This window comes from Pseudomonas iranensis (assembly GCF_014268585.2).
Lineage (GTDB): Bacteria > Pseudomonadota > Gammaproteobacteria > Pseudomonadales > Pseudomonadaceae > Aquipseudomonas > Aquipseudomonas iranensis.
In genome coordinates, this window is sequence record NZ_CP077092.1 from 2,014,340 (window position 1) to 2,031,489 (window position 17,150).

Annotated in this window: 12 protein-coding genes and 4 tRNA genes; 9 read left to right on the forward strand and 7 right to left on the reverse strand. The window is 60.6% G+C overall.

What is annotated here, in order from left to right; translation table 11 throughout:
- Positions 1-165: 165 nt before the first annotated feature.
- On the forward strand, positions 166-1,530 hold the full coding sequence (locus tag HU724_RS08975; RefSeq protein WP_163012219.1) for a DNA recombination protein RmuC: 1,365 nt from the start codon (positions 166-168) through the stop codon (positions 1,528-1,530).
- Complete coding sequence (locus HU724_RS08980) at positions 1,505-2,032, forward strand: hypothetical protein (protein ID WP_186565890.1); 528 nt, start codon at positions 1,505-1,507, stop codon at positions 2,030-2,032. Before HU724_RS08975 ends, HU724_RS08980 begins: the two co-directional genes overlap by 26 nt.
- Here the strand turns inward: HU724_RS08980 and HU724_RS08985 are convergent.
- The gene (locus tag HU724_RS08985) at positions 1,966-5,436 is read right to left on the reverse strand and encodes a hybrid sensor histidine kinase/response regulator (protein ID WP_024012183.1); all 3,471 of its coding nucleotides are present in this window, start codon (positions 5,434-5,436) and stop codon (positions 1,966-1,968) included. The genes HU724_RS08980 and HU724_RS08985 overlap by 67 nt on opposite strands.
- Positions 5,437-5,647: 211 nt before the next feature.
- Complete coding sequence (locus HU724_RS08990) at positions 5,648-6,190, reverse strand: TetR/AcrR family transcriptional regulator (protein WP_186565888.1); 543 nt, start codon at positions 6,188-6,190, stop codon at positions 5,648-5,650.
- A 103-nt stretch (positions 6,191-6,293) separates the two neighbouring features.
- Here HU724_RS08990 and HU724_RS08995 point away from each other — a divergent pair, with 103 nt between their 5' ends.
- The 3 genes from HU724_RS08995 to HU724_RS09005 all read left to right on the forward strand — a co-directional run bounded on the left by HU724_RS08995 (position 6,294) and on the right by HU724_RS09005 (position 10,715).
- Positions 6,294-7,481, forward strand: coding sequence for an MFS transporter (locus HU724_RS08995; RefSeq protein ID WP_186566072.1), 1,188 nt, complete (start codon positions 6,294-6,296; stop codon positions 7,479-7,481).
- A gap of 114 nt (positions 7,482-7,595) precedes the next feature.
- Positions 7,596-8,747, forward strand: coding sequence for a TDT family transporter (locus tag HU724_RS09000; protein ID WP_186565885.1), 1,152 nt, complete (start codon positions 7,596-7,598; stop codon positions 8,745-8,747).
- Positions 8,748-8,843: 96 nt separating this feature from the next.
- Positions 8,844-10,715 carry an MFS transporter gene (locus tag HU724_RS09005; protein WP_122602267.1) on the forward strand — a complete coding sequence of 624 codons (1,872 nt, stop codon included), beginning with the start codon at positions 8,844-8,846 and terminating at the stop codon, positions 10,713-10,715.
- Between the two features lie 114 nt (positions 10,716-10,829).
- On the opposite strand, the gene sugE is transcribed toward HU724_RS09005, so the two are convergent.
- From sugE to rdgC, 3 genes are all read right to left on the reverse strand, one after another.
- On the reverse strand, positions 10,830-11,144 hold the full coding sequence (gene sugE, locus HU724_RS09010) for a quaternary ammonium compound efflux SMR transporter SugE (RefSeq protein ID WP_024012188.1): 315 nt from the start codon (positions 11,142-11,144) through the stop codon (positions 10,830-10,832).
- 120 nt (positions 11,145-11,264) lie between these two features.
- Entirely contained in the window at positions 11,265-12,230 is a 966-nt protein-coding gene (locus HU724_RS09015) for a bile acid:sodium symporter family protein (protein ID WP_041479525.1), read from the reverse strand.
- 143 nt (positions 12,231-12,373) lie between these two features.
- A complete protein-coding gene (gene rdgC, locus HU724_RS09020; RefSeq protein ID WP_186565883.1) occupies positions 12,374-13,294 on the reverse strand; it encodes a recombination-associated protein RdgC in 921 nt (306 codons plus the stop codon).
- Positions 13,295-13,453: 159 nt separating this feature from the next.
- On the opposite strand from rdgC, the gene HU724_RS09025 reads away from it, so the two are divergent.
- The 4 genes from HU724_RS09025 to HU724_RS09040 all read left to right on the forward strand — a co-directional run bounded on the left by HU724_RS09025 (position 13,454) and on the right by HU724_RS09040 (position 13,987).
- Positions 13,454-13,529, forward strand: a tRNA-Val gene (locus tag HU724_RS09025).
- Positions 13,530-13,548: 19 nt separating this feature from the next.
- Positions 13,549-13,625 (forward strand) — tRNA-Asp (locus tag HU724_RS09030).
- A gap of 190 nt (positions 13,626-13,815) precedes the next feature.
- Positions 13,816-13,891: transfer RNA gene (locus HU724_RS09035), tRNA-Val, on the forward strand.
- A gap of 19 nt (positions 13,892-13,910) precedes the next feature.
- Positions 13,911-13,987 (forward strand) — tRNA-Asp (locus tag HU724_RS09040).
- Positions 13,988-14,076: 89 nt separating this feature from the next.
- Here HU724_RS09040 and HU724_RS09045 read toward each other — a convergent pair.
- On the reverse strand, positions 14,077-15,246 hold the full coding sequence (locus HU724_RS09045; RefSeq protein WP_186565881.1) for a catalase family protein: 1,170 nt from the start codon (positions 15,244-15,246) through the stop codon (positions 14,077-14,079).
- Positions 15,243-17,054 carry a di-heme-cytochrome C peroxidase gene (locus HU724_RS09050; protein ID WP_186565879.1) on the reverse strand — a complete coding sequence of 604 codons (1,812 nt, stop codon included), beginning with the start codon at positions 17,052-17,054 and terminating at the stop codon, positions 15,243-15,245. Before HU724_RS09050 ends, HU724_RS09045 begins: the two co-directional genes overlap by 4 nt.
- Between the last annotated feature and the right edge of the window lie 96 nt (positions 17,055-17,150).

Genomic DNA, 17,150 nt, shown 5'->3' on the forward strand with positions numbered 1-17,150 from the left:
CCCTGACACCTTGGTTAACCTTCAGGCTTTATCCGATTGGCAGGAGTCGCTATGGCTATGGACTTGACCAGCGTATTGCTCGGTCTTGCGGCGGCAGGGTTGCCGCTGTTGGCGCTGGCTTGGCAACTGCAACGCAGGGCCAGCAACGCCCAGGCCGATCTGGCCTTGCTCGAAGAGCGCCTGGCGATGGCGCAACTGGCCCAGGACGGCCTCACCGCGCAGCTTGAAGCGAGTCGCGATGAGATCGCCGACCTCGGCCAGGCCAACGCCGCCAAACAGGCAGACCTCGCCGCGCTGCGCCGCGAAGTTGAATTGCTGCAGATCGAGCGCGACGACGCCCGCGACGCCTCCCACGCCTGGAACCTCGAACGCGCCAACAAGGATGCTGAGTTACGCCGCCTCGACGCCCACGCTGCCTCGCTGAGTGCCGAACTGCGCGAGCAACAGGAAAGCCATCAACAACGTCTCAACGACCTGCAAGGCTCACGCGATGAACTGCGCGCGCAATTCGCCGAGCTGGCCGGCAAGATCTTCGATGAGCGTGAGCAGCGCTTTGCCGAAACCAGCCAGCAGCGGCTCGGGCAGTTGCTTGATCCGTTGAAAGAGCGCATCCAGTCTTTTGAAAAACGCGTTGAAGAAAGCTATCAGGCCGAAGCCCGCGAGCGCTTCTCGCTGGCCAAGGAGCTGGAGCGTTTGCAGGCGTTGAACCTGCGCCTGAGCGACGAAGCGACCAATCTGACTCGCGCGCTCAAGGGCCAGAAAACCCAGGGCAATTGGGGCGAATTGATCCTCGAGCGCGTTCTTGAGCACGCGGGTCTGGAGAAGGGCCGCGAGTATCAGACTCAGGTCAATCTCAAAGGCCCGGACGGTGAGCGCTTCCAGCCCGATGTGATCATTTATCTGCCCGGCGACAAGCAGGTGGTGGTCGACTCGAAAGTCAGCCTCACGGCCTATCAACAATATGTTGCGGCTGATGACGACACGTTGGGGCAGATCGCGATCAAGCAGCACGTATTGTCGCTGCGCAATCATGTCAAAGGTCTGGCCGGCAAGGATTACAAGCGTCTGGAAGGCTTGCACAGCCTCGATTTCGTTTTGCTGTTCGTACCGATTGAAGCGGCGTTTTCTGCGGCATTGCAGGCTGAGCCGTCGCTGTTTCAGGATGCTTTCGACCGCAATATCGTGATCGTCAGTCCGACTACGCTGCTGGCCACGTTGCGGGTGATCGACAGTCTGTGGAAGCAGGAACGGCAGAGCCAGAACGCCCGGGAAATCGCCGAGCGCGCGGGCTGGCTGTACGACAAGTTCGTGTTGTTTATTCAGGATCTGGACGAAGTGGGCAATCGTCTGCAGCAACTGGACAAGGCTTACAGCTCGGCGCGTAACAAGCTGACAGAGGGGCGCGGTAATCTGGTCAGCCGCAGTGAGCAGTTGAAGCTGCTCGGTGCGCGGGCGAGCAAGAGCTTGCCGGCGGATTTGCTGGAGCGGGCGATGACGGATGTTGATGGGTTGGTTGAGTTGCCTGAATAAAGGCTTTGTTTGGCTGATTGGGGGCATATCCGTTGCTGCGGTGATGGCGGCTGGCGGTTTCGCCCTTACGGCGACTCACTTTTTTTACAAACGCCTAAAAAAAGTAAGCAAAAAAACGCTTGCTCCTACGTTCGGCCCTCGCAAGCTCGGGTCCCTTCGCTCCGGGATCGATCCGGGCGCAGCGGCTACGGTTTGCTTCGCTGCACCTCCTTCCGCTGTGTACGACTGCGTCGTACGGTCGCTGCGCTCCCACGCCCGGATCAATCCCTCCACTCAGCCTTCCGACGTCGCCGGTGGATCAAAAGCAAGATCAAAAGCACTCGAGCTAACGCTCATTGTTGAGTGGGGCGGCTTCGCCGCGGGCAGCTGCGCTGCCTTGCTTTTTGCTTTCTGTGGGAGCGAGCCTGCTCGCGAAGGCGTCTGCAAGATCACTCTCTACAACGGCAAATACCGACTCAGCAGTGCCCGCAATGCCGCCGGCTTCACCGGTTTGGCCAGGTAATCCAGGCCCGCCGCATGCACTTGCGCCACGGTCTCCGGGCGTCCATCCGCGCTGATGACCACGCCTGGCACGGGTTCACCCAGGCGTGTGCGCAACCAGGCCATCAGCTCTGTGCCGGTGTCGCCGTGGTCGAGGTGATAATCGACCAGCGCCAGTTGCGGCCGCACGCCTTCATTCAATATCGCTGCGCATTCTTCGCGATTGCGCGCCGTCCACACTTGGCAGCCCCAGCGGCTCAACAGGCTGTTCATGCCGATCAGGATGCTGTCTTCGTTATCGATGCACAGTACCTGCGCGCCGCTGAGCAGTTTTCCGTTCAGTTCCACCGTGGCGCTAACTGGAGGCGTTTGCGTGCGGGCGATCGGCACTGTCACGCTGAACACACTGCCGCGCCCCGGCCAGGAGCGAACGCGCAGGGTATGCCCGAGCACGCGGCACAAGCCATCGGCGATCGCCAGACCCAGGCCCAGGCCTTTTTCGGCGCGGGTCTGGTGGCTGTCGAGGCGTTTGAATTCTTCGAAAATCACTTGCTGCTTGTCTTCCGGAATGCCCGGGCCGCGATCCCAGACTTCCAGGCACAGTTCGCCACCGCGCCGACGCACGCCCAGCAGCACCGGGCCTTTGGCGTATCGGAACGCGTTGGTGAGGAAGTTTTGCAGAATCCGCCGCAGCAGTTTGATGTCGCTGTCGATGCGCAATTGACTGCCGCGCACCCGGAACGTGAGCTTTTGCTCTTGGGCCAGCGCCTTGAATTCTGCGCCGAGGGTGTCGAACAGTTCGTTGACAGCGAAGGCTTTGCGATCCGGGTTGATCTTGCCGTTTTCCAGGCGCGAGATGTCCAGCAGATCGCTGATCAGGTCTTCCGCCGAACGCAGCGAGCTGTCGAGGTGTTGCACCAGCTGCTGCGCCTCTGCGCTCAAGCCTTCATTCTGGTGGGAGAGGGCGGCGGAGAACAGTCGCGCGGCGTTCAGCGGTTGCATCAAGTCGTGGCTGACGGCGGCGAGGAAGCGGGTTTTCGACTGGTTGGCCGCCTCGGCATTGCCCTTGGCTTCGGTGAGCGCGACGTTGAGTTGCGACAGTTCCTGGGTGCGTTCGCTGACCCGTTGTTCCAGCCCTTCGTTAGCCTCGGTCAGCGCCTGTTCGGCTTCGCGGAACGCGGTAATGTCGGTGAAGCTCATGACAAATCCGCCGCCGGGCATCGGGTTGCCGATCAGCTCGATCACCCGGCCGTTGGGGAACAACCGTTCGGAAGTATGCGCGCGGCCCTGACGCATCCAGTGCAAGCGTCGCGCGACGTGCACTTCTGCTTCGCCGGGGCCGCACAAGCCGCGTTCGGCGTTGTAGCGAATGATGTCGGCAATCGGCCGGCCGACGCTGATCAGGCCGTCGGGGTAGTTGAACAGCTCCAGATAACGCCGGTTCCACGCCACCAGTTTCAGCGACTGGTCGACCACGCTGATGCCCTGGGTGATGTTCTCGATCGCGCCTTGCAGCAGCGCGCGGTTGAACTGCAGCACTTCCGAGGCTTCGTCAGCGATTCGGACTACGTCCTCCAACTGCATTTCCCGACCTTCGATGGCGGCCTTTACTACGGCGCGCGTCGAAGAAGCGCCGAGGACACCGGCGAGCAAGCGTTCGGTGTGGGCAATCCATTCGCTGTCGGCGTTCTGGTTGGGGTTGAAGCCCTTGCCCTGACGGTAGGCGAAGCGAATGAAGCTCTGCCGCGCGCGTTCTTCGCCGACGAAACGTGCCGCCAGTTGCAGCAGATCGTCGATCTGCACCGCCAGCATCGAGCGAGCATTAGGTCGCGCGCTGATTTCCTGGCCGATGAAACGCCCGGCCTGCCAGTGCTCGGAAACCCGCGTGCGCGAGAGCACCGAGACCCAGGCGAACAGGGTGAAGTTACCCGCCAGCGACAACACCACGCCTTGGGTCAGCGGCGTGATCGGCAGGTTCAGTGGATTGCTGTGCAGCCACGCCAACCCGGGGAAACTCGCCAGCGACCAGCCGAGACTGTGCGCGGCAATCGGCAGCACCAGCGTGTAAAACCACAGGAACGTGCCGGTGGCGAGGCCGGCGAACACGCCCCGGCGGTTGGCCTGTTTCCAGTACAGCGCGCCGAGCATGGCTGGCGCCAGTTGCGTCACCGCCGCGAAGGCGATCTGGCCGATGGTCGCCAGGCTCGCGGTCGAGCCAAGCAAGCGATAACTGACATAGGCCAGCAGCAGAATCACCACGATGCTCACGCGGCGCACCGAGAGCATCCACTGGCGGAACACCTCGAACGGGCGCTCGGCGTTGTTGCGGCGCAACAGCCACGGCAACAGCATGTCGTTGGAAACCATGGTCGACAGCGCGACGCTGGCGACAATCACCATGCCGGTCGCTGCCGATGCGCCGCCGATAAACGCCAGCATCGCCAGCGCCGGATGGGCCTGGGCCAGCGGCAGGCTGATCACGAACGAGTCGGGCAGCACATCACTGGGCAGCATCATCTGACCGGCAAGGGCGATCGGTACTACAAACAATGCGGCCAAAGCCAGATAGGCGGGGAACACCCATTTCGCCAGTCGCAGATCCTGCGGGTCGATGTTCTCCACCACGGTCACGTGAAATTGCCGCGGCAGGCAGATGATCGCCATCATCGCCACGCCGGTCTGCACCACCATCGATGGCCAGTTGATGGTTTCCTTCCAATACGCCTCAAGGCGCGGGGCGAGCATCGCCTGATTGAACAGGTCGTCGAAACCGTCATACAGGCCGTACGTGACGAAGGCGCCGACGGCGAGAAAGGCGAACAGCTTGACCAGCGATTCAAAGGCAATCGCCAGCACCATGCCACGGTGGTGTTCGGTGGCGTCGAGGTTGCGCGTACCGAAAACGATGGTGAACAGGGCTAGCACCAGCGACACGATCAGCGCCGTGTCTTGAGCGCGGGTGCCCATGGCATCGGCGCCGGCGCCGATCAACAGGTTCACGCCGAGGACGATGCCTTTGAGTTGCAGGGCAATATAGGGCAACACGCCGACCAGACAGATCAGCGCCACCACCACCGCCAGCGATTGCGATTTGCCGTAGCGCGCGGCGATGAAGTCGGCGATGGAGGTGATGTTCTCCTGTTTGCTGATCATCACCATTTTCTGCAGGACCCACGGCGCGCCGACCAGCAGCAGGATCGGCCCGAGGTAGATCGGCAGGAATGACCACAATTGTTCCGCCGCCTGACCGACCGCGCCGAAGAACGTCCAACTGGTGCAGTAAACCGCCAGCGACAGGCTGTACACCCAGGCGCGCACCCGTGGCGGCAACGGCGTGCTGCGACGGTCGCCGTAGAAGGCGATAGCGAACATGATGGCCATATAGGCCAGGGCAACGACGGCGATCAGCCCGGTGGACAACGACATGCAGCACTCCCGACAAAAAGACTCCCCGGCACTCCTGCCCGGGCGGACAGTCTCGCACGGGCGCGGCGGTTAGTCAGTGTCGACCAAGGTCGTGGCGTGGCGGGGTGTCGCAGGCGGGGTACCGGGTGGTTTTTGTGGTGACCGGGCGGGCCTCTTCGCGAGCAGGCTCGCTCCCACAATTGGAATGCATTTCCTTGTGGAAGCGAGCGCGTCAGTCCAGATGCAGCGCAATATCGATCAACCGATGCAACTCATCCACCTCCAGCGCCGTGGCCGAAAACAGAATCCGGAACACCACCGGCGCCACCACCAGATTGATCAAGCGGTCGACACTCGGTGTCTTTTCATCCGAATAGCGATCGACAATGGTCTGCAACTGCGCACCAATGATCGCCACGCAATAGCCCGGCGTCGCGCTCGCTTGCACGTCGCGCATCATGTTGCGCCCGACCTCTGAACTCATCTCGTCGAAATATTGCTCGGCCCAGGCGCGGATATCGCCGCGCAGGCTGCCAGTGTCCGCCGGCTCGCTGTCCGGGCGCATGCGGGCGAGGGCGACGTCCGCCAGCAATGCTGCCAGATCACCCCAGCGGCGGTAGATCGTCGACGGCGTAACCCCCGCGCGGGCGGCGATTTGCGGGACGGTCACGGTGGAACGTTCCTGCTCTTGCAGCAGCGCATTGACCGCCGAATGAATCGACTCCTGCACCCGGGCACTGCGGCCACCGGGGCGTAAACCTTCTTTAATAGCCATGCGGCAGACCTTAACACAAAGAATTTGCTTTAAGCGCTGGGCGGTAGCACACTGCGCAAAAGCAAAAAATTAGCTTTTGCGGAGTGTGCCCATGACCAGCCCCTTGAATAATTTCGCTTCCCACCGGTCCAGCTTGTGGTTTCTGGCGATCACCTTACTCAGTTTTCTCGCCGCTTCCACCGCGCCGACGCCGTTGTATCACTTGTATCAGGATCAACTGCGTTTCTCGGCAGCGATATTGACGCTGATCTTCGCCGTTTACGCTTTCAGTCTGTTGGCAGCGTTGCTGACGGTCGGTTCGCTTTCCGACCATTTGGGCCGCAAACCGGTGATCTTTACCGCCGTGTTGCTCAATGCGCTGGCCATGTTGCTGTTCATCCATGCCGATAGCGTGGCTTGGTTGATCAGCGCACGGGTGTTGCAGGGTTTTGCCACTGGCATGGCCACTGCCGTTTTGAGCGCAACGCTGCTCGACACCGACCGGCAGCAGGGGCCGCTGGTTAACAGCGTCGCGCCGTTACTGGGTATGGCTCTGGGCGGTTTGGGCTGTGGCTTGCTGGCAGAATTTGCACCCGCGCCGTTGCAACTGACCTATTGGTTGCTGTTGGCGTTGTTCGTGTTGCAAGGCATCTATGTCTGGCGTCTGCCGGAAAGTGTCTCGCGGCAAGGTGGGGCGCTGGCGTCGTTGCGGCCGACCCTGCACGTGCCGGTGCAAGCGCGTTCAACGTTGTGGCGCGTGCTGCCATTGAACACCGCAACCTGGGCGCTCGGTGGTTTCTACGCCTCGCTGGCGCCGTCATTGGTGCGCACGGCCACTGGCTCTACCTCCAATCTGATCGGCGGCGCTACGGTCGCGGCGCTCACCGTGACCGGTGCGTTGATGATTTTCATGATGCGCAATCGTCCGGCCGCTCAGGCGCTGCGGCTGGGCGCGAGCCTGCTGCCGGTCGGGCTGGTCCTGATTCTGCTCGGCGTGCATGGCGCCAGTCTGTCGTTGTTTTTCTTTGGCACCCTGGTCGCCGGTTGCGGCTTTGGTTCGGGCTTTCTCGGAGCGGTGCGCAGCCTGGTACCGCTGGCTTTGCCGCATGAACGAGCCGGGTTGATGTCGGCGTACTACGTGCTCAGTTATCTGGCGTTCTGTTTGCCGGCGTTGCTGGCCGGGTATCTGGCGCGCAACTTTGGACTGCTGGCGACCACCGACGGTTACGGCGTTGTGTTGATCGTGCTGGCCGTTGCTGCGCTGGTGCTCAGTCTGCGTCCGCAGACGGGCAGAGTTTGCAGCGCTCCTTAGCGCGTGTGGACGCTTATCTGCAAAATAGATAACAGTTAGAGATATTACCCGTTATATCGATATTCGATTCGGATCTACCATGGACTCAACCTCACCAGAGGACAGGAGTTCATGATGATTTGCCCCAACAGTGTCACCCCCGGCTACAAACCTTTCAGTCAGCTTCAACATCCTCGTGAAGTGATTCGTCAATTCACGCCGAACTGGTTCGCCGCAACCATGGGCACCGGTGTGCTGGCATTGGCACTTGCTCAGTTGCCGCTGGCCATTCCCGGATTGCGCGCCGTGGCCGAGGGGCTGTGGCTGTTCAACATTCTGTTGTTCAGCCTGTTTACCGCTGCCTACGCCGCGCGCTGGATTTTGTTCTTTGACGAGGCGCGGCGGATTTTCGGTCATTCCACCGTGTCGATGTTCTTCGGCACCATTCCCATGGGCCTGGCGACGATCATCAACGGCTTTCTGTTGTTCGGGCTGCCGCGCTGGGGCGACGGTGTCATTCAGCTCGTTGAAGTGCTGTGGTGGATCGATGTAGCGATGTCGCTAGCTTGCGGTGTGTTGATTCCGTACATGATGTTTACCCGTCAGGAACACAGCATCGATCAGATGACCGCGGTCTGGTTGCTGCCGGTGGTGGCAGCGGAAGTGGCAGCGGCCAGCGGTGGCCTGCTCGCGCCGCATCTGCCCGACGCCCATGGACAACTCGTCGCACTGACCACCAGCTATGTGCTCTGGGCATTCTCGCTGCCAGTGGCGTTCAGCATTCTCACCATTTTGTTGCTGCGCATGGCCTTGCACAAACTGCCCCACGAAAACATGGCCGCGTCGAGCTGGCTGGCGCTGGGGCCGATCGGCACCGGTGCGCTGGGCATGTTGCTGTTGGGCGGTGAGGCACCAGCGATTTTTGCCGCGAATGGTCTGCCCGGCGTCGGTGAAATTGCTTCAGGCCTGGGTCTGGTCGCTGGGATCACGCTGTGGGGTTTTGGTCTGTGGTGGATGTTGATGGCGCTGCTGATCACCGTGCGTTATCTGCGTGACGGCATTCCGTTCAACCTCGGCTGGTGGGGCTTCACCTTTCCATTGGGCGTGTATTCGCTGGCGACGCTGAAACTGGCAAGTATCCTCAACCTGACATTTTTCAGTGTGTTCGGTACGGCGCTGGTGATTTTGTTGGCGGCAATGTGGCTGATCGTCGGCAAGCGCACCGTGCAGGGCGCGTGGCGAGGCGAGCTGTTTGTCTCGCCGTGTATTGCAGGTTTGAAGAAATAATCCGAAAAGTTTAGGTAAGGTGTGGCCTGGATCGTGGTGCGGGATTCCAATAACAAGCACCCAGGCCTCACTACCTAACATCAGGAAACACGGAAGATGAGTCACCCCTCACAGTTCAACCTGTTGCGCACCCGGCGCTTTTTGCCCTTCTTTATTACCCAGTCGCTCGGCGCGTTCAACGACAACGTGTTCAAGCAGTCGTTGATCCTCGCCATCCTCTATCGGCTGACCATCGAGGGCGATCGCTCGATCTGGGTCAACCTCTGCGCGCTGCTGTTTATCCTGCCGTTTTTCCTGTTCTCGGCGCTGGCCGGGCAGTTCGGGGAAAAATTCGCCAAGGACGCGCTGATCCGTCTGATCAAACTCGCGGAAATCGCCATCATGGCCGTAGGATCGATCGGCTTCCTCTTCGATCATCTGTCGCTGATGCTGGTGGCACTGTTCGCCATGGGCACTCACTCGGCGTTGTTCGGCCCGGTGAAGTATTCGATCCTGCCGCAGGCCTTGCGCGACGATGAATTGGTCGGCGGCAACGGTCTGGTGGAAATGGGCACGTTTCTGGCGATTCTCGCCGGCACCATCGGCGCCGGGATCATGATGTCGTCCGAGCACTACGCGCCGGTAGTCTCCGCAGCGATCGTCGGCATTGCCGTGCTGGGTTATCTGGCCAGCCGCAGCATTCCGCGCGCGGCGGCCTCGTCGCCGGAAATGCGCCTGAACTGGAATATCTTCAGCCAGTCCTGGGCGACGCTGAAACTCGGTCTGGGCCAGACACCTGCGGTGTCGCGCTCGATTGTCGGCAACTCGTGGTTCTGGTTTGTCGGGGCGATTTACCTGACGCAGATCCCGGCCTACGCCAAGGAATGGATGCACGGTGACGAAACCGTGGTCACGCTGATTTTGACGGTGTTTTCGGTGGGCATCGCGCTGGGTTCGATGCTCTGCGAGAAGCTCTCGGGGCGCAAAGTCGAGATCGGACTGGTGCCCTTTGGCTCGTTTGGCCTGACCGTGTTCGGCCTGTTGCTGTGGTGGCATTCCGGTGGGATCCCGGACAGCGTCACCGGCCATAGCTGGATTGCCGTGCTGGGCTTCGTGCACACCTGGGCGGTGTTGATCGACATCCTTGGCCTGGGCATTTTCGGCGGCTTCTATATTGTGCCGCTGTACGCGCTGATCCAGTCGCGCACGGCTGAAAACGAACGGGCGCGGGTGATTGCCGCCAACAACATTCTCAACGCGCTGTTTATGGTGGTGTCGGCGATTGTTTCGATCGTCTTGTTGAGCGTCGCCAAGCTGTCGATCCCGCAACTGTTCCTGGTGGTGTCGCTGCTGAACATCGGCGTGAACGCCTACATCTTCAAGATCGTTCCGGAATTCAGCATGCGCTTCATGATCTGGCTGCTCAGCCATTCCATGTACCGCGTCGAGCACCGCAACCTTGAAGCGATCCCGGACGAGGGCGCGGCGCTGCTGGTGTGCAACCACGTGTCGTTCGTTGACGCCTTGCTCATCGGCGGTGCCGTGCGTAGGCCGATTCGCTTTGTCATGTACTACAAGATCTACAACTTGCCGGTGTTGAACTTTATTTTCCGCACGGCGGGCGCTATTCCGATTGCCGGACGCCAGGAAGATATCCAGATCTACGAAAAAGCCTTCACTCGCATCGCTCAGTATCTGAAGGACGGCGAACTGGTGTGCATTTTCCCGGAAGGCAAATTGACCGCCGATGGCGAGATCAACGAGTTTCGTGGCGGCGTGACGCGGATTCTCGAAGAGACCCCAGTACCGGTGATTCCGCTGGCGCTGCAAGGATTGTGGGGGAGTTTCTTCAGTCGCGATCCGAACAAGGGTTTGTTCCATCGCTTGTGGTCGCGGGTGACGCTGGTGGCAGGGCCGGCGATTACCGAAGGGACGGAGCCGGCGAAGTTGCAGGTGTTGGTGGGGGAGTTGCGCGGATCTGTTAGATAGTCGGTGTATCAAAAGGCCCCTTCGCGAGCAGGCTCGCTCCCACAGTTGACCCTGTTCCAATGACGGAACGCGGTTGAACGTGGGAGCGAGCCTGCTCGCGAAGACGGTATCGGCTTAAGCGCTGACTTTAAGGCCAATCAAACCCGTGACGATCAACGCCACACTGACCAGCCGAATCAACGCCATCGATTCACCAAACAGAATGATCCCGGCGATCACCGTACCCACGGCACCGACACCGGTCCAGATCGCATACGCCGTACCCAGCGGCAATTCCTTCATCGCCAGACCGAGCAAACCAAGGCTGATGGCCATGGCGGCAACGGTGAGGGCAGTGGGGAGCGGGCGGGTGAAGCCGTCGGTGTATTTCAGGCCGACGGCCCAGCCGACTTCGAACAGGCCGGCGCAAAACAGAATGATCCAGGACATGCAGGACCTCCATCGAGTGACGGGGTCGTCCCCAGATTAATGACTCGAGCGAGCCGCAGGGTCGTCCCCGCGTTGCGCAATATACTGACGAGCATTAACCCGAGGATCAAGTTTTCAGCCTCAATCGGCAGCCCGCTGTGCGAGGTTGTCGCGGTCTTCTTTTTCGCTCATGCGCCGGAAGTACGTCGACAGCAGTGCTCCGGAAATATTGTGCCAGACGCTGAACAGCGCGCTCGGCACCGCCGCCAGTGGCGAGAAGTGCGCACTGGCCAACGCGGCGCCCAAGCCAGAATTCTGCATGCCGACTTCCAGTGCCAGCGACTTGCGCTGAGCCAGCGGCAGGCCGAACAGGCGCCCGGTGAAGTAGCCGAGCAGATAACCGAAGCTGTTGTGCAGCATGACCACGGCCATGATCAGCAGGCCGGACTCGGCGATTTTCGCCTGACTGGCCGCCACCACGGCGGTGACGATAATCACGATGCTGACCACCGACACCAGCGGCAACACATCCACCGCATGCCGCACCTTGTCGCCGAGCAGACGCTGCGCGACCACGCCGAGAACGATCGGCAGCAGCACCACTTGCAGGATCGACCAGAACAGCTCCATGAACGATACCGGCAACCACGCCGAGGCCAGCAGCCAGATCAGTGCCGGGGTCAGCAGCGGGGCGAGGAGGGTGGTGACGGCAGCAATGGCCACGGAAAGCGCCAGATCACCGCGTGCCAGCCAGGTCATCACGTTTGACGAGGTGCCGCTCGGGCAGCAACCGACCAGAATCACCCCGACGGCGATTTCCGGAGGCAGGTGAAACACCTGGCAGAGCAACCACGCCACACCGGGCATGATCACGAAATGCGCAACCACGCCCAGCGCCACCCGCCACGGATGGCGAGCGACGGCAGCGAAGTCGTCGAGTTTGAGGGTCAGACCCATGCCGAACATCACCAGACCCAGCAGCGGTACGATCGCGCTTTTCAGGCCGATGAACCACGCCGGTTGCAGAAAGGCCACGACGGCGAATATCAGAACCCAGTAAGCGAAGGTATTGCCGACAAAGCGGCTGAGTGCAGCCAGTGCGCGCATGGCTTGATCCTTATTTTTGGTTACACCACAAAACATTGTGGGAGCGAGCCTGCTCGCGAAAGCGGTGAGCCAGACACATTAATGTTGTTGGCACACCGCATTCGCGAGCAGGCTCGCTCCCACAGGTTAGATACTCGTCAGAGTCAGATCCCCTGCGGCATCTCTTCCCCACCCAACGCTTCAACCAGTGCCGGCAGGAAGTCGCCGAAGGTCAGCATCATCAGGGTGAAGCTGGCATCCAGTTGGCCCAGGGCTTCGTCGCCACCGTCCTGTTCCGCCTGATCCTGCAACAGATCCTCGAATTTCAGGCGTTTGACGGTCATCTTGTCGTCGAGCATGAACGACAGTTTGTCCTGCCAGGCCAGCGACAGCTGAGTGACGACTTTGCCGGTGCTCAGGTGCAGCTGGATTTCTTCGCTGGTCAGGTCCTGACGCTTGCAACGGACGATGCCGCCGTCTTCGTGGGTGTCGCGCAGTTCGCACTCGTCCAGCACATAGAAATCGTCGGCGGCTTTCTGCGTGGTGACCCACTCGGTCATCACCGCAGTCGGTGCCATTTTCACGGTGAGCGGACGCACGGGCAGGGTGCCGATCACTTCGCGCAGGGTCGACAGCAGGTCTTCAGCACGTTTCGGGCTGGCCGAGTTGACCAGGATCAGGCCCTGTTTCGGCGCGATCGCGGCGAAGGTCGACGAACGACGAATGAACGCGCGCGGCAGAAACGCCTGGACGATTTCATCCTTGATCTGGTCGCGTTCCTTCTTATAGACCTTGCGCATCTGCTCGGCCTCGATCTCTTCGACCTTTTCCTTGACCGCGTCACGCACAACGCTGCCCGGCAGAATACGTTCTTCCTTGCGCGCAGAGATCAGCAGGAAATCGCCGCTGACGTGTACCAGCGGCGCATCTTCGCCCTTGCCGAACGGCGCAACGAAACCGTAAGTGGTCAGCTCCTGGCTTGCACACGGCCGCGCCAGTTTGGTCGCCAGTGCAGTTTCCAGCGCCTCGGCGTCGACAGGCAGGTCTTGGGTCAGGCGATAGATCAGCAGGTTCTTGAACCACATGGGGCGAGTCACTCCTTTATACAAAGGGGGGCATTATTGTCTTCGCCGGGGCATAGGCCAACCCTTCTCTAAGCCTTTGGAAGGCCTCGGAAAATTATTTAAAAAAGTGCTTGCCAGAGGTGGGGGTGCTCCGTAGAATGCGCGCCACACCGAAGCGAAGGGTGATTAGCTCAGCTGGGAGAGCGTCTGCCTTACAAGCAGAATGTCGGCGGTTCGATCCCGTCATCACCCACCATTCGTTTCAAGTGTTTAGCGCAGCGGTAGTTCAGTCGGTTAGAATACCGGCCTGTCACGCCGGGGGTCGCGGGTTCGAGTCCCGTCCGCTGCGCCATATTCGGTAACCTGGACCACTGAACGCCAGGTCGCCACGGAAAAACCCGCTGAAGCGGGTTTTTTTCTGTCTCAAGGTTGTACCCGCGGGATGTATCGTTTCACCGGTTTTCAGATTTTTTTGAAAAATATTCAATTAAATCAACACTTTACGAAAACCTGTGGCATAATGCGCCCCGTAACGAAGCGAAGGGTGATTAGCTCAGCTGGGAGAGCGTCTGCCTTACAAGCAGAATGTCGGCGGTTCGATCCCGTCATCACCCACCATTCGTTTCAAGCGTTTCGCGCAGCGGTAGTTCAGTCGGTTAGAATACCGGCCTGTCACGCCGGGGGTCGCGGGTTCGAGTCCCGTCCGCTGCGCCATATTCGGTATCTGGAACTGAACGCCAGACACCACAAAAAGCCCGCCTTGTGCGGGCTTTTTGCTGTCTGCGATTTATAAAATCGCCGCGCTACTGCACCGCATTGCGGGCATGCCGATAATCGCTCACCGCCTCGTACACTGCCTTGCGCAAGCGATTGATCCCGCCAATCGGCCGATGCGCCTCGATGCCGAACCACGGGTTGAACGACAGGTTGTCGCATTGCAGATTCAGCGCCGGCGTGTCGAAGTCCTGCGCGGGCAGGGTGATCCGCGCCACGGTTTCAAACGGTGCATCCTGCTCACGCCACTCAATGCTCGTGTCCTCGATCGGCATGTATTTGTTCGCGTCCTGGCGCTGGATCTGCAAGGCGAAGCACGCCGGCACCCGATCCGTCGACAACTGTTGATTCAGTGCACTGCGCAGGAAATTCGGCAAGTCGTGATTCTGTTTGGGCAGCGTATACGCCGGGCAACGCTCCGGATCCGGCACGACGCGGAATTTCGCATTGGCCTCACCGAACTTGTAGGGCGATACCGAGAAATATGTAGTCTCGGTCGGACTGTCCGGCGGCGGTGACAGAGTGGCCAAGGCGATAAACAGATGGCGGACCTGCCAGGTGCGCGGATCCCATGTCGGAAAAAACGCCATGACCTTCTTGCCGTCAGCCTGCGCCGCCACATTCTGACGGTACTCGGCGACATTGCTGACAAAGAAATTCGGATGGCTGAACATCACGAAATCCTGTTCATGCTGCTCCTGGCGATTGCCGAGCAGTTGCTTGCCAGGAACCTCGAACAGCTTGATTGCCATCCCTCGCGCGTCGCGAATGCTGTCGAATTGCGGATAGGCATTGCCGTTGGACAACCGGATCAGCGCCTGCCAGGTCTTGCCCGGCTCGCTGAACACACCCTGTCGCAGCGATTGCGCCAGTTCCGGTAACACCTGCACTTGCGCCTTCACGCAGCCATGCGCCTTGGCGTGAGCATCGCGCAGATAACGCGTGGGTTCGCGGTGCTGGTCGACGATGCGCACTGCGGTTTGGATGACGTCCTGGGTCATCGCCGCTTCGCCTGCTGGAATCTGTTCCTGCGCCGACACCGGCCCACGATGCTGCCAAGCGAACCACGCGGCGGCGATGGCCCAGCCGAGCATTGCGATGACCAGCAGGATCAGCAGCGTCTTGCCAAGCAAACGCCCCAACCACAGCCAGAAACGCGCGAGTGGCGGCAGTTCTTTTTTGAATGTCGGCATGATCATGGCAACTGCGCCTCCAGTGGACCGCCCAATACTTTCAGGTATTCGAGCAGCGCCCAGCGCTCCTCGGGTTGCAAGAGTCGGCCGATCACCCCGTTGCCGCGAGCGCCGGCGCGGAATTCGTGGCCGCTGTTGCGGTTGCCGCTGATGCGCGTGTCGAACAGAAAACCGTTGGTGAAAGGCTCGGTGCGATAGCCGAGGTGGCGCGGATCGTATTCGAGCGTGCCTTTATAGAAAGTAGTGGCGCGCTCATCCTGCGGTGACAGCAACTGATAGATGCTCGGCACCGAACCGTTGTGCAGAAACGGCGCAGTCGCCCACACGCCAGCCAGCGGTCGGGCCTTGTAAGCCACTTTCTCGCGCACGCCGATCGGCAGGCCGAAACCATCCATGCGCGGTTTTTCTTCCGGCGTGATCTGCGCGTCGCGATAGGCACGGTTTTCCACGAACGCGGTGACGTAAGCCAGGCCCTTGGCCACCGACATTTGGCTCAGATCAAGCGGCTCCTTGGGTTCGGGGTGCAGTTTGACGTCCATCTTTTCCAGCTCATTGACATCCCATTGCAGTGCGCTCAGGTCGAAACGGTGACTGGCAATGTTGTTGGCCGCATTCGGATCGGTGCCGATCACCTCCACGGGAATCATGTGCAAGTGCTGCACCCAGCGTTCGCCTTCCTGCGATTGGCGCGGGACATGGCAGCCGGCGCAGTTTTCCGCGAACAGCGCGCGGCCTCTGGCGGCCAGCGGCTTGTCGATCGCACCGAACAGATCTTCCGGCCAGGTCGGCGGCTTCAGCTGCTGCAAGGTTTCTTCGATGGCGTGCAGATCGCGCACGCGCACGCTGGAGGGATAGCGCGCAGCGCCTTGCAGCGGCTGACCGTTGGCGTCGAAGAAATTCAGCGTGGCACCGACGCCGAGCGCCTCGCCGATATTACGCGCCATCGGCTGCTGGGCAGAGCCGTTCCATTGCACCCAATCGAACGTCCACATGTCCCATAGCTGCGGGTAGTCCACCGGGGCATCGGCCACTCGGTAGTTGGCAGGGGAAATCGCATCACCGAACGTGGCGTTGGCTATTCGGCCGAACGCGTCGGTGCGGCCCGGGCCTTCTTCGGTCGGATAGAGGCCGCGATGGGTGTCGTTCCAGGCTACTTTGACGAAGGTGTTCAGCGAGGTCTTGAACTCCTTGCGCAATTGTTCGCGGCGCGCTTCGTAATCATCTCCGAGTACCTGACGGGCGAAGCGCTCAAACTTCCATGGGTTGTAGTAAGTCGAGGCGAGACTGGCGACCAGGGCCTGTCCGAAACTGCCACCGCGCAATGTAGGAACGCTGGAAGGCAACACGTGCTGTGCGGTGCCGCCATCAATGCGCACGGCCTGGCCTTTGAAGCGCAACTCGCCGGTGTGGCAAGCGGCGCAGGTGATGTCCAGATAATGCTCCGAGACATTGCCGGGATTCTGGTGCCGGGCAAAACCGACGGGGAGGTTGCCGGGGTTGTTCGCGCTCGCTTTCTGCCGCGGGTCGACCAGGAAGCCGAAACGGGCGAGATATTCAGGGGAGGCGAAGCGCTGCTCGGAGAAGGGCAATTCCAATGCCTGGAACCACTCGTAACGCAGGCCTTTGACTTGCGTACCTTGGGGCGTGAAGTAGTAGGTCTGCCGTTGCTCTTCGCTCCATTGATCCAGGTAACGTACCTGTTGCGGCGGGGTGTAGAAGGGCAATTTCGGATTGGCGACGTAATAGACGATCACTGCGAGGACGATTACCGCCAGCACGATCAGCAGAGCGAGAATGCGGGAGAAGAGGCGCAAGTTGAACATCCTTGTCGAATTGTTGCGCTGTTATGCCTGAGCGGCGCTGGCTGGGCAAGTGGCCATTACGCCAGATACTGAGTCAGGAGCCGACGA